13 protein-coding genes are annotated in these 13239 nt (G+C 55.3%); 7 read left to right on the forward strand and 6 right to left on the reverse strand.

What is annotated here, in order from left to right; translation table 11 throughout:
* Nucleotides 1-51: 51 nt before the first annotated feature.
* Nucleotides 52-2049 (reverse strand): ATP-binding protein, encoded by a 1998-nt coding sequence (locus FFI90_RS08710; RefSeq protein ID WP_144777647.1) that lies wholly within the window; start codon nt 2047-2049, stop codon nt 52-54.
* On the reverse strand, nt 2036-3832 hold the full coding sequence (locus FFI90_RS08715) for a sensor histidine kinase (protein WP_246123451.1): 1797 nt from the start codon (nt 3830-3832) through the stop codon (nt 2036-2038). The genes FFI90_RS08710 and FFI90_RS08715 overlap by 14 nt, the downstream gene beginning before the upstream one ends.
* Before the next feature lie 102 nt (nt 3833-3934).
* On the opposite strand from FFI90_RS08715, the gene FFI90_RS08720 reads away from it, so the two are divergent.
* The 5 genes from FFI90_RS08720 to FFI90_RS08740 are packed head-to-tail and all read left to right on the forward strand — an operon-like array spanning nt 3935 to nt 8431.
* On the forward strand, nt 3935-5587 hold the full coding sequence (locus tag FFI90_RS08720; protein WP_144777648.1) for a diguanylate cyclase: 1653 nt from the start codon (nt 3935-3937) through the stop codon (nt 5585-5587).
* 34 nt (nt 5588-5621) lie between these two features.
* Nucleotides 5622-6773 (forward strand): response regulator, encoded by a 1152-nt coding sequence (locus tag FFI90_RS08725; protein ID WP_186317948.1) that lies wholly within the window; start codon nt 5622-5624, stop codon nt 6771-6773.
* Entirely contained in the window at nt 6763-7161 is a 399-nt protein-coding gene (locus FFI90_RS08730) for a response regulator (RefSeq protein ID WP_144777650.1), read from the forward strand. Before FFI90_RS08725 ends, FFI90_RS08730 begins: the two co-directional genes overlap by 11 nt.
* Before the next feature lie 41 nt (nt 7162-7202).
* Nucleotides 7203-7520 (forward strand): DUF2288 domain-containing protein, encoded by a 318-nt coding sequence (locus tag FFI90_RS08735; protein WP_144777651.1) that lies wholly within the window; start codon nt 7203-7205, stop codon nt 7518-7520.
* Entirely contained in the window at nt 7520-8431 is a 912-nt protein-coding gene (locus tag FFI90_RS08740; RefSeq protein WP_144777652.1) for a LysO family transporter, read from the forward strand. Before FFI90_RS08735 ends, FFI90_RS08740 begins: the two co-directional genes overlap by 1 nt.
* A 6-nt stretch (nt 8432-8437) precedes the next feature.
* Here the strand turns inward: FFI90_RS08740 and FFI90_RS08745 are convergent, their stop codons facing one another.
* Genes FFI90_RS08745 through FFI90_RS08750 form a run of 3 tightly spaced genes read right to left on the reverse strand, consistent with a single transcriptional unit; the run spans nt 8438 to nt 10040 of the window.
* Nucleotides 8438-9022 carry an HD-GYP domain-containing protein gene (locus FFI90_RS08745; RefSeq protein WP_246123453.1) on the reverse strand — a complete coding sequence of 195 codons (585 nt, stop codon included), beginning with the start codon at nt 9020-9022 and terminating at the stop codon, nt 8438-8440.
* A gap of 14 nt (nt 9023-9036) precedes the next feature.
* Nucleotides 9037-9234, reverse strand: a complete 198-nt coding sequence (locus tag FFI90_RS20325) for a DUF3391 domain-containing protein (RefSeq protein WP_246123454.1) — start codon at nt 9232-9234, stop codon at nt 9037-9039.
* The gene (locus FFI90_RS08750; protein ID WP_144777653.1) at nt 9231-10040 is read right to left on the reverse strand and encodes a TatD family hydrolase; all 810 of its coding nucleotides are present in this window, start codon (nt 10038-10040) and stop codon (nt 9231-9233) included. Before FFI90_RS08750 ends, FFI90_RS20325 begins: the two co-directional genes overlap by 4 nt.
* 179 nt (nt 10041-10219) lie before the next feature.
* On the opposite strand from FFI90_RS08750, the gene FFI90_RS08755 reads away from it, so the two are divergent.
* Both FFI90_RS08755 and FFI90_RS08760 read left to right on the forward strand, forming a co-directional pair.
* Nucleotides 10220-11491 (forward strand): D-amino acid dehydrogenase, encoded by a 1272-nt coding sequence (locus FFI90_RS08755; protein WP_144777654.1) that lies wholly within the window; start codon nt 10220-10222, stop codon nt 11489-11491.
* A complete protein-coding gene (locus FFI90_RS08760) occupies nt 11488-12756 on the forward strand; it encodes a methyltransferase (RefSeq protein WP_144777655.1) in 1269 nt (422 codons plus the stop codon). Before FFI90_RS08755 ends, FFI90_RS08760 begins: the two co-directional genes overlap by 4 nt.
* Here FFI90_RS08760 and FFI90_RS08765 read toward each other — a convergent pair.
* On the reverse strand, nt 12713-13204 hold the full coding sequence (locus FFI90_RS08765) for a DUF4124 domain-containing protein (protein WP_144777656.1): 492 nt from the start codon (nt 13202-13204) through the stop codon (nt 12713-12715). The genes FFI90_RS08760 and FFI90_RS08765 overlap by 44 nt on opposite strands.
* Nucleotides 13205-13239: the final 35 nt, after the last annotated feature.

Consider the following 13239-nt stretch of genomic DNA (forward strand, 5'->3'; position numbering starts at 1 on the left):
ACTGCTTTTCTGATTCACCAAAAACGGCAGCCCCTGAAGGGTTGCCGTTTTTTATGGCCTATCGCTGTGTGCGACCGGCAAGCGTATCCAGAAAGTGGCGCCCTGACCGGGCAAAGACTCGAAACCCACTTCGCCCCCCATCGCCGTAATCAGTTCTCGCGTTATGGCGAGCCCAAGACCGGTTCCACCCCGGCTGCGGGTGTCAGAACTGTCTGCCTGGGCAAAACGTTGGAAGATCTGATCCCGAAAGGCGGTCGGAACCCCTTGTCCGTTGTCTTCCACGCCAATAAGAACCGTCGGTTTTCCTTCTGATAACTCATGGCAGGCAGACAAGTAGACACGCCCGTTGTCCGGCGAGAACTTTATAGCATTGGAGATCAGGTTGTTTAGCGCCTGTAATAGCCGTTGGCCGTCAACAAATACATCGCTTCCGGGAATGTCGGACACTGGATCGATGGTGATTTTACGTTGCGCGCCGTAAGACTGATTTGTTGCGACCGCCTGTTCAAGCAGCGGCTGCAGAGGCTGTCGTTCCAGCTTGATGTCCAGCATGCCTTCTACCAGCTTTTCCATGTCCAGCAGATCATTGATCAACCTGGTCAATTGTTGGGCATTGCGTTTGGCGATTGCCATCATATCCCGAGCTTTTTCCGGAAGATTCCCGGCGGCGCCGCTGGCGAGCAGACCGATGGCGCCCGTAATGGATGTTAGTGGTGTACGCAGCTCATGACTGATGGTCGAGACGAACTGGTTTTTCATACGTTCGATCTTTTTGCGTTCGGAAATATCCTCCATCAGCACCCAGAGCAATTTGCGCTCTGATGAGTCACGTATCAGCATACTGTGCAGAATAACGGGGTAGGTGATTCCCTCGCGATTGATCACGTTCTGCTCTATGGGGCCAAAATATCCCGTCGTCCTTAGCTGGTTCAGAGCGTCGGCGCGCCGTGTTACATGGTCAGGAGTAAGCAGTTTGCGGTAGTCCAGCTTCAGGAATTCGTCCTTGCTGTAACCGGTCGATGCGAGCATGGCCGCATTCACATCGATGATTTCTGACGTCAGATAGTCCGAAAGAAGAATACCATTGGGCGCCAATTCAAACAGGCGACGAAGCTGCAGCTCACTTTCCTTCAGGCTGAGCATTACGCTTTTTTTGTCATCGATATCTTCAAGATACCCGTGCCAGATTATGCTGCCATCAGAGAGTTTTTGTGGTGTGGAATGGCCCTCAATCCAGCGCCACCTGCCCTCTTTCCCTCGGACCCGGAACTGGATCGACCAGGTGCTCAGCTGACGTGCAGACTCATTAACCGAAGCTTCTACGGCGGGCAGATCATCGGGGTTGATAATCTTGAACAACTCTACCGCATTGTCCCGGGCTTGCTTGCGGGTCACGCCAAGCGTTCGCTCAATCCCCACGCTGCTGAAAGGAAAGCTCATATGCCCATCAGGATAGCGGCGGAACTGATAAAGGCCTCCGGGTACCATATCCGCTAGCTGTTTCAGCATGACCAGGGATTCATTCTGTTGTTGCAGTTCCTGCTCGCGGTAGTGAATGGCCAGTTCACGGGCGCTGATCTGTTCTTCGGCACAGTCAGCCAGATCCCGCAGAGACTGTCTGTCTTCCTCGCTCAGCGTGTGTGGTTTGCGGTCAATAACGCATAAAGTGCCGAGCGCCTGGCCGTCTGCGCTGTGCAGAGGTGTGCCCGCATAAAACCGGATGTTTGGGGTGCCGGTCACCAGTGGGTTATCGCAAAAACGCTCATCTTCCCATGTGTCTTCGATCACCAGCGGTTGCCTGTCGAGAATGGCGTGGCCGCAGAAAGAAATGCTCCTCGGGGTTTCGCTGACATCCAGCCCGACACAGGATTTAAACCATTGTCGGTCTCGGTCTATCAATGAAATGAGGGCGATGGGCACATTCAGCAGTCGTGCTGCCATTCGCGTCAGCCGATCGAAGCGCGCTTCCGGAGGAGTGTCGAGAATCCGCAATTGATCCAGTGTTGCTTGCCTTGCGCTTTCATTGGCTGGAAGCTCAGGTGCTCTCATGATAACGCTCCTCTGGCGAACTGACGCTGTTCATGGGCAGCTCAACCCAAAAATGTGCCCCATTCTTATTGTAGAAGCCGGTACTCCCGTTCAGCAGGTCTGCAAGCTGGCGGCTGATCGCCAGGCCAAGGCCGGTGCCATTAGTTGCGCGGGTCGTACCTGTTTCTGCTTGGGCAAAACGTTCGAAAATCTGGCTCTGAAATCGTTCAGGTACGCCTTTGCCCTGATCGCTGACGGTGATTCGGAGCCGGCTCTGATCGGTTTTTTCAGCATGAAGTGTCACCAGGCCCTGCTTCGGTGAAAACTTGATGGCATTGCTGACGAAATTGTCCAGGATTTGCCGCAACCTGTGACCGTCAGTCTGCAGAGCTATGGCGGGTGTGTTCAGAGCGGCGAGCCTGACGCCGAACTCCTGCGCCATTGTTTCGTTGCCGCTGATCGTATCTGCAAACAGTTTTTGCAGGTTTTCAGGCTGGAAGCTGAGGCGCATTTTGCCGCTGGACAGTTTGTTGAAATCAAGCATGTCGCTGATCAGCAGTTGCAAGCGTTCTCCGTTGCGTAAAGCCAGGGTTGTCATCTCCCTGGCGGGCCCAGGGAGTTCGCCGGTTGTACCGGCCTGGAGCAAACGCAAGGCGCCATTTATGGAGGTCAGCGGTGTCCGCAATTCATGGCTCACGTTGGAAACAAAGTTGTCTTTGAGTTGGTTGGTGGCATCACGCTCATCCATCAGCTGGTTAAATGCCTGTGCCAGGTCGCGTACCTCAGGAGCACCCTGCTCTTTGAGGCGCCGGGAAGATTCCGGTGTCCGAATCATGGACCGTATTCGACGGGTCATCTGTGTGAGAGATGCGGTTGTTGAGCGCAATGCCAAGTATGTCAGCAATAATATGCCGACGGTTAATCCGATACTGGTCAGACAAAACCGGCTGAAAGCCTGCTCTGCGGGGGCGGTAGCGAGGGACTTGGGAACAGCACGGATAAACAGCCATCCCAGGCGTTGGAGATGGCTGGTTGCATAGATCAGTGTTTCACCGGTGGTAGCCTTGACCTCGCCAAAACGGATGCCTGAGAGGGCCGCATCAATCAGTAAGTTCTCTCCCGGCGCTGGAAGGTACTCTATCGTTTTGCCTTCATCCGCGCCCTCTACAAATAGGAAGTTCGCTGTATCTACCACCAGGAAAATAGCGTCTTTACTGGCATCACTTCGAATGTGTGCCGGTATCAGAAGCGACTGATCGATTTGCAGGGTACCTGAGAGAAAACCTAGGAGTTCTCCGGTATCTGTCTCTATGGGCGCAATAAAAACCATCAGCGGCAGGCCCGTTGCCCGGCCTATAATGGGGCGACTGATTACCGGGCGGCGGGTGTTTATGGCCCTTTGCCAGTGAGGCCGGTCGGCATAATAGGTTCCTACTCTGCCGGGCACATAAATATTTTCGGCAATCAATATGGCGTTCGGAGACAAAATAGTCAGACTATGGGGAAACAACTCTCTCAGTTTTTGCTGTTTTTGCAGGAGTTTTGTAAGTTCTTCCGGAGCCAATAACTGGCCCCCGTTTCCCAGCATTGTGGCAAACTGAGCCAAGGCGCTGGTGCGAAGCTCAAGTTTCTGGCTAACGAGGCTCGAAATATGGGCTGTTTCGTTTACCTGTTGAGCTGCAAGGTTTTTTTCAAAGTCCTCCAGCAAAGCGCCGTAAGCGGCATAGATTACAGAGCCAACGATTGCCACACTGCCGACGATGATAATCACGGCAAGGCGTGTGCCCAGAGATAAATGGTTCAAAACATGCTCCTGTCTGGATATTTTCCGGAAAACTTGCTTTGATTGAACAGTAATTGAATCGGAATTCACAGCGCTTGCACGCTCCAATCGCCAAGAGTCTTTATGCCTCAAAGTCCCTCTTCCGAGGTACGAAGAAAACTGGAAACCCTTCGGAATCGTTTTCGCGATAAAACGATACGTGAAATTGAAGGATTGGTCGCCAGTATCTTTAATGCATCCCGGCACCCAGGCGCTACCGAAGACCTGATCGCCGCTTATCAGCTCCTGCACAGGCTGGCTGGCTCGGCTGGTACCTTGGGCTTCACTCAGCTCGGCGAGCAGGCCCGCAAGCTCGAAATTGCCATAAAACCCCTTGCCGATCGCGTCGCTGCGGGTGCTGACAGCGAACCTGTCCAGCTTGAGTTAAAGCATTTGCTGGCTGCAGGCTATGAGAGTGATATTGTCGGTCTTGGCAAATTTTTGGGCACAGTCGAACCCGTCTCAACCCAGTGGCATCAGCCGCGGCCCGCAGATGCTGATAACACGTCTGTGCTGTTGATTCTCGAACCGGACCCTGCACTTGCCGAGCAGATATTGAGGGGCCTTGCACTCTATGGTTATCGGTTGCGCATTCTGAGCAATGGTCAGGCGTGGTCAGACAGCATGGACGATGTTGACCTGGTGATTGTCCGAGATGTTCTGCTGCAGGATGAGGGGGGGCACTGGTTGCCCAGGCTGCACGATCACCCTGTGATCTGTTTCAGCGAGGCCCATGACTTTACCACCCGTTACCGTCTGGCAAATCTGGGCGTCGATGCCTGCATTGATGAGCCCCAGGATATTCCCGCTCTTGCAGACCGTATAGAACAGCTCCTTGCTGAGGGGCTGACCACGCTTACCGGTCGAGTGATGATTGTTGATGATGACAGCGAGCTGTTGGAGCACTACCGATTGGTACTCACCAGTGGTGGGCTGCTGGTGCGGGCCGTGGGCGACCCTTCACGCTTGCTGTCGGAGCTGTCAGAGTTCCGGCCGGATATTCTGTTAATGGACGTTCAAATGGGTCCATACGACGGACCGGTTCTCGCTCGGATGTTGCGGTTTCAGGCAGAGTGGCTCAGCTTGCCTATTATTTTCTTTTCGTCTGAAGAAGATCGCGATTTGCAACTGGATGTGCTTGCACGCGGTGGTGATGATTTTGTCACCAAGCCGGTATCCGATGAGTTTTTACTACGCACGGCTAGAATCCGGTGCTACCGCGCGAGGCAACTTGGCAAACTGGTATCACTGGACAGTCTCACTGGCCTGCTGAAACACGCTCTTGCTAAAACAGAGCTGAACCGGGAATACGCGCGTTCTGCCCGCACAGGGCATGATTCGGCGGTTGCCATGTTGGATCTGGATCATTTCAAGCAAGTGAATGATTCCTACGGTCACGGGACCGGCGACATGGTCATCAAAGCCTTGTCCAATCTACTCCGCCACCGGTTGCGCAAGACGGACATTATCGGCCGTTACGGGGGTGAGGAATTTGTCATTGTGTTACCCGAGTGCTCACTGGAGAAAACCGTTGAGGTACTTGAAGCACTGAGTCAGGATTTTGCGCGGCTGGTGTTCAATGCTGGCAACGAAGAATTTTCAGTGACCTTTAGCGCTGGCGTTGCCTTACTGACTGCCTATGAGTCCGGTGAACAGGCTATCGAGGCCGCAGATCGGGCTCTCTATCAACGCAAACGCGCAGGGCGCAACGGCGTTACTGTGGCGTCAGGAGACTAACCGTGAGTGCTTGTCGCGATTTGAGAGTGGCACGATGCATGTATTGATTCTTGAAGACGATGAAATGATAGGCGATTTGCTGGGGACTATCGTGGCAAGCGCCTGCCCGGGCGTCAAAATAGGTCTTTTCGGTCTGTTGGAGCAGGCGCTCCGCAGCTGGCAGCAACAACCCGCAAATCTGATTATTACCGACTGGAACCTGCCCGATGGCTCCGGGCTGGATTTGATTCGAGAGGTCAGAAGGACCAGTGCTGACACGCCTGTTCTCATGATCAGCGGTCGTGCTGACCGTAATTCTATCCTCGCTGCCGCTCATCTGGGGATTAGTGGCTATATCAGCAAGCCATTCCAGGTGGATGCGCTGCATAAGCGGCTCACGGAGCTGATGCCGACTTTGACCGCACAGAAAAGAGGGGGGAGCAGCTTGTATGAGAAAATGGAGGCTGCCTGTAATTCAGCGATCCAGTTGCCGGGTCAGATTGACACTGGCGACGTTCTTGCCCTAATGGAGAAACGCGACGAACTGGATGCAACCATGCTTGCAGAGCGATGGAAGCAGGTGCCGGCCCTGAGTGCCAAAATGTTGGATGTCGCCAACAGCGCGTCGTTCAGACGCTCCGGAACGGCGGTCAAAACACCCAGAGAGGCGATCAGCACGATTGGCGTTGCCATGGCTTTGAATCAGGCACTTGCTTTATCTCTGGATATCGCCGGTAAGCTGGCCTGCCCGCGCTTGGCTGAACGCGCGCGCCTTGAGCAGGAGCAGGCGCTGCGAATTGCTGAGGCAGCCCGCACGCTGGCGAAAAAGGTGGGAGAAAACCCTGCGCCGTATTACACGGCAGGATTGCTAAGTAAGGCCGGAGAGTTGGCGGCCCTGAAAGTGCTGCAGAACCAGTGTGACGAGAGTGGTGAGCCGCCGGAGTTTGAACAGATTGACTCCGCCATTACCTACTGGGCAGAAAAGTTGGGCAATCGCATCAAGGTGCAATGGCGTTTACCGCTGGATCTCAGGGAATTGATTGGTGCCGTATACTTTTTGAGCCGAAGCAATGTCAGCCGATCGAAACTGGTTATGCGTGCCGCTGCTTTGATGGCTGCGGAGCAGATCGAGGGCCCGGAGTGTCGCACATTATTGCGAAGGCTTGGGATTGAGCACGAACAGAAGGGACTGGACGATGCCAGATAAAGGCCTTAAGCGGATTCTGATGATTGAAGATGAGCCGGATATCCGCGCAGTAGCGGAGCTCGCTCTGGAGGCTATTGGCGGGTTTGAACTGACGGCCTGTGAATCAGGGCAGCAGGCGTTGGAACAGATTGACCGGTGTAAACCCCAGCTTATTGTTCTGGATGTCATGATGCCGGGCATGGATGGCCCGACGACCCTGAAAGCTATCCGGCGTTTGCCGGACTATGCCGCCACACCGGCGGTGTTCATGACCGCGAAGGTGCAGAGTGACGAAGTTCAAGGTTATCTTGCACAAGGTGCCTCAGGTGTTATTCCCAAGCCGTTTGATCCGCTGACACTGGCCGACCAGATAAGGGAAATCTGGAACGAAGCCTGTGCGATCAGTTAAGCTCTTGCCGGTTTTTACTGTCACTACCCGAAAAGGTTGCCATGTCCTCCCGCAATAACGATGAAACCAAAGCCAGACTCAATCTGGAAACCTCCCGTATACGCTGGCACGAGCTGCAAACCTACTACGCCCGGGGGCAGGTGGTGCGCGTGGGCGCAGGCCTGGATCTGCTGGATGTGGCTTGCGAACTGGTGGCAGATAATCGAACGCTTTTTGAGCAATGGCTAGCCGCCGGCGACGTAGGGGATGTATCACCCGACCTCGCCCGCGTTTGGTACGACCGCAATGCAGAACTCTGGGCTGTGGTTATAGCGCCCTGGGTACTGGTTCAGGATCGTTCTGACGCCTCGGTGCATTGATGCTGACAGGTGCCTTGCTGATTCTTGCGCCATTGTTTCTGGGCTTTGCCTTGTCGCTGAAAAACCGCCGCCTGATGACGGTTATTCATTACTCCGTTGAAGCGTTGGTGTATTTCATTCTGGCGCTGCTGGGCTTTAGCCTGGGTCAGATGGAAGGGTTAACGAGCCAGCTTGGAACCATGGCTGGCCATATGTCTGCTCTTGTCGTGGTTCTGTTCATGGCCAATATGACTGGGCTGTGGCTGCTTCACCGTTGGAAGCCGATGACGCCTGTAACCAAAGACACGGGCTCGGCGGGCGCGGGCTACCTGCGTCTGTTCATGGCCGCGCTGAAGCCTATGCTCGCAGTGCTGGCAGGCGTGCTATCGGGCTATTTCCTGCTGCCAAAACTGCCACAGGCGGAACAACTGGCCACTTGGTCCCTCATGCTCTTGCTGTTTCTGATTGGCCTGCAATTGCGCAATGCCGGGCTTTCCCTGCGTAAGCTGCTGATGAACACTCAGGGGTTGGGCATTGCGCTGGTGCTTGTGCTCAGCTCTTTGCTGGCGGGCGTGCTGCTGTTTCCTGTGCTGGGCCTGCCCTGGCATGATGTACTCGCCCTGGCCTCGGGGTTTGGCTGGTACTCGCTCTCCGGAATCGTGATTGGGGAAGCCCTTGGTCCTGCCTGGGGCGGTGTGGCATTTCTTAACGATGTGCTGCGTGAGATTATTGCGCTGGCCATTATTCCGCTGCTTATTGGCAGCCGGCCTGCCATGGCCATTGGTTATGGTGGGGCCACCGCCATGGACTTCACCCTCCCGGTTATACGCAGTAACGGCGGTTTGAGCTGTGTGCCGGTTGCTATCGCCTCAGGGTTTCTGCTGTCCTTTCTGTCGCCGGTTCTGATGGGTGTTTTTCTGTCTCTTGGCTAGCCAGGCTCAGGAAAGAAACTTTCGTACGTCAATTTTATACTCATCGGGATCGACGGCGCGCAAAATGCAGTCCTGATTGCCTGCTTTCGAAAGGTCAATGGTTGCAACAGTAATCGGCATCCGGAATTTGGTGTGGTACATCACCCTTACAACAGGCAGCCGCTGATCCACCTCGTTGATTTCAATCACAACGCCGAGCCGGCCGCTGTCGAGCAAAACCAGTGATCCTACCGGGTATAAGCCGATACAACGGATGAACTGCTTGACCAGTGCCGGGTCCAAGTGATTTCCGCTCCATTCCAGAAGTTTCTTGAGGCCTTGGGTGGGCGTCATGGCCCGGTGATAAACACGGTCGGCGGTAATTGCGTCGTACACATCGGTAATGGCTACCATGCGGCCGTAAACGGAAATCTCCTCGCCTTTGAGGCCTTCCGGATAGCCGGTGCCATCCATGCGTTCGTGGTGCTGGGCTGCGGTGATCACCGTGAGTTCACCGATGCCCTCGGTTGCAGACAGAATATCGTGGGAATGCCGGGCATGAAGTTTCATGACTTCATACTCTTCCGGTGACAGGCGCCCTGGCTTGTGCAATACCCCGTCGGGGGTCAGTATCTTGCCAAGGTCGTGCAGCAGGGCGCCAAAACATAAACAAACTGCACTCCCATCTTGCGGATTTTTTCGAGGGTTTCCTCGCGTTTGATAATACCGAGCCTGCGCTGGGTGTTATGGGGAATCCAGTCGTTGTTGAGGTCAGTGATGTACATTCCGACTTTCAGGGCGGATATGGGGATGCGTTTGATCATTGCATGGGGAAAAACGTTCTCAGGCTGTTGTTGTAGGTTTGGACAATAACGTCTTCCAGCGGCAGTTCTTTCACCTCGGCGATCTTTTCCGCTACAAATGGCAAATAGAAAGGCGCATTTTCGCGGCCACGATAAGGCACGGGTGTTAGAAACGGAGCGTCGGTTTCCAGAAGAATCTGGCTGATGGGCGCCATACGAACAATATCCCGCACGTTTTCAGCTTTGTTGAAGGTCGTAATCCCATTAAAGCCGAGATTCCAGCCTTGATCCAGTGCATATCTTGCAAGACCCGGCCCCGATGTGAAGCTGTGGATGACGCCACGGCGATCGAGGGACCGTTCGAACTCTTTGAGTATGGCGATGGTATCCTCGTCTGCATCACGGCTGTGGATAACCACCGGGCGGTCGCTGTCGCAGGCAATCTGAAGCTGGCGCCGGAATACCTCGCGTTGGATGGAGCGATCAGCGTTGTCATAAAAATAATCCAGCCCTATCTCGCCCACCGCAACGATCTTGTCGTCCCGGGTGTGAGCGCGGATTTCAGCTTCAACGGCATCGCTGTAACTTTCCGCCTCGTGCGGGTGGACGCCTTGTGTTCCGTAAAGCCACGGAGCCTTTGTGCTTAGTTCACGTACCTGCGCCAGATTGCCTGGTGCGACAGCGATGGTAATCACGCGCTCAATGTTCACCTTTTGCGTCTGCTCCAGGGTTTCTTCGAGAGGACGCTCCTTGAGGTAGTCCAAGTGACAGTGAGTTTCTATGATCGGGTGATCGAATACGGGAATCTCGCGACGTTTTTTACTCATGGGCAGGTGCTAGGCTCCGATTCAGGCGGACAATTCGACGGCTACTCTTTAGTTTGGCTGCTACGCTTAGGCTCAAGAGGACAAGCTTACCAGCTGTCTGTTTATTGGCCTACATTCATCGGTAAAGGGTTCCCTTGATGAATGTCGCGGCTCACATTTAATTCGGGATGGAGGTGCAGATGCACGTTGTCGTTATTGGTGGTGGCGTTGTGGGTGTAACCACAGCCTTTGAATTGAGCCGTCGTGGTCACCAGGTCATGGTGCTTGAACGCCATAGCATCGCCGGCAATGAGACCAGCAAAGGCAACGCGGCGCAGCGTTCTTACGGCGTGGTTTACCCCTGGGCAGACCCCAGCATGGTATTCAAAGCACTGCCTTGGCTGTTCAAACAGGACGGCCCCCTGAAACTGCGTATGCCGCCTTCGCTGGACGCCGTGCAGTTCATGTTTTCGACGCTGCGCTATGCCTGGTCGCCTGGCCTGTTCGGTTTCAACAAGCGCGCCATGCTTCGCCTTGGCATTCATAGCCGTGAGCGCTTTCTAAAATTGGAAGACGAGCTGGATCTCGCGTTTGATGGCGGGCATCGCGGTTTGTTACACCTTGCCAGCACGCCTGACGAGCTGGAAGCCTACCGGGGCACGCAGCAGCTGTTGAATGAAATGGGCATCGCCTCCCGACTGCTGACGCCTGAGCAGGTATACGAAGCAGAGCCAGGCATGGCCCGCAACGGCCCGTTGTATGGCGCCCTGAGTTACGATACCGACGGCACAGGCGACTGCCACCTGTTTTCCCAGGGGCTTGCCAAGGCTTGCGAAGACAAAGGCGTTCAGTTCCGTTACAGCGTTCAGGTTGAGCGGCTGAAGGCTAACAGTCAGGCTGTCGAAGCGGTGATACTGCGCAACGAAAATGGCCAACAGGAAACCCTGGCTGCGGACGCGTTTGTGATCAGTGCCGGTTGCTGGTCTCCGGAGCTGGTTCGGCCTCTGGGCCTTAAACTGCCTATATACCCGGTCAAAGGCTACAGCATTACTGTGCCGCTGAAAAACCCGGAAAGGGCGCCGGTTTCCACGATCCATGACGACAACTACAAAGTCGTATCGACGCGCCTGGGTGACCGTTTGCGCTCCACCGGCTTTGTGGAGCTGGCCGATTTCAACCGTGATATTCCCGAAGCGCGTATTGCTACCATCCGGAAATCCGTGGAATCCCGCTACCCGGGTTGTGCAGACCTGAGTGCCGCGGAAACCTGGACCGGCTTTCGCCCAATGACGCCGGATGGCCCTGCCATTATCGGGCGCGGGCCGCGCAACAATCTCTATCTCAATACCGGACACGGCACCTTTGGCTGGACCTTCTCAGCGGGCAGTGCGGATGTGATCGCCCAGGTGATTGACGGTGAAAAACCGGCGGTTTGCCTGGATGCCTTCCGTCCGGGACGCTATCAGGAGTGAGTGCTCTCCAGCCAGCGGAATCCTGTTATTCGCGCTGGCAAACGCTCAATGACTGGCTGCTGTTGCACCGGTCCATCTGGCAGGCAGCACCGTTTACAGAACCAAGACCAGCTTGGGCTCAAAGCTACCCCGGGCTGGCGCGTATGGTGAAAGAACTCACCGATGCTGAGTGTGATGAGCTGGTGGATGCGCCCGGCGTAATGGCAAAACATGCGGCCCGATTCCTTCCCGAACTGGCCCTGTATGAGCGATTGACTGGTTTGCCCGAGTTGTCACCCGGGCTCGCGGATGTCGTGGCAGCGACGCTCCCGGAAGTTCGCGCAACAGACATGCCCGGGCGTAAGCGGGAGCAGGCGGGGGCCTTTGCGGCAGCGCTTGGACCGCTACAGCACGCCACTCTTGACTGGTGCAGCGGCAAGGGGCATTTGTCGCGAACGCTTGCTGCCCATAGCCAGAAGCGTGCTGAAGGCTATGAATGGGACCCGCAACTGGTGCTCAGCGGCAACCGGCTCGCCGCGCGCTTTGGAGACTCCGTTCAGATCCACTGTCAGGATGTGATGGCGCAGAACCTGTCCATTCCAGGCGCCACTCATGGCGTCGCCCTGCATGCGTGTGGCGATCTTCACCGACAGTTGCTGAGACGAGGCGCTGCTGCTGCATTGCCGCGACTGAGCATTTCGCCCTGTTGTTATCACAAGACTTTCCACAAGACCAAGGATGGCATCTATAAGGTTCTCTCCGAGCGTGCAGCGGCCTACGACAACAGATTGAAACCACACAGCGATGATCTGCGCCTCGCGGTGCGGGAAACCGTAACGGCGCCGGCTGGGGTCAGAGCGCAAACGCAAACGCTAAGCCAGTGGCGCCTGGGCTTTGATGGCTTGCAGCGCGCCGTTCGGGGCGACGACCATTACCTGCAGCTGCCTTCGTGTTCTCCACGGCTGATTCGAAAAGGGTTTTCCGCCTTCTGCCATTGGGCAGCCGAGAAAAAGCAGCTTCGCCTGCCTGAAAACACCGATTTTGATTACTGGCTTGCCCACGGCATACAGCGCCACGCTGAAGTGCGTCGCTATGAGCTCCTCAGGCATGTGTTTCGCCGGCCGTTAGAGCTGTGGATGGTTCTGGACTACGCCGTTTATCTTGAAGAGCAGGGGTACAGGGTGCGGCTTGGCCATTTTTGCGCCCGGTCGCTGACGCCCAGGAATTTGTTGCTGGATGCGGTCAGGGTTTGCGGTACTCCACGCGTTCGACACAGCCATCTTTGAAGTAAACGTAGGTCAGCTCGTAAAGTGCGCCGTAATATCGAGTTTGATAAATCCAGACTTCCTGAGGGCCGCCGTAAGTTTCCGGTGGGTTGCCGAACGCCCGACGTACATGTTCCCGGGTCATGCCCTCCACAACCTGTTCCCGAATCAGATATCGGCGCAGATCCGTTGAGTTGATAAAACGGCAGGTTTCCGCTCCCGATGCGGTGTCAGAGGCGTTTTCAGAATTCTCTTTTGGCTCTGGTTCAGCCGCTTCCGGCGCTGGTAGATTCTGATTGAAACTGCCTCCAATGCGATTATCCCTGAGCTGAATGGCTTCGGCATCTTCGCCACAAGGCGAATCGGAAAAAACCGTGTTGCCGTCTGCACCGATACATCGGAATACCTGAGCTTGGGTGGGCGTGATGAACGCGAGTAGAAACGCCAGGCTTATCAATAATCTCGGCATGGTCTGTTCCCTACTGCTGCGAAAGCTGCCAAAAA

Source organism: Marinobacter maritimus, from assembly GCF_007671675.1.
Lineage (GTDB): Bacteria > Pseudomonadota > Gammaproteobacteria > Pseudomonadales > Oleiphilaceae > Marinobacter > Marinobacter maritimus.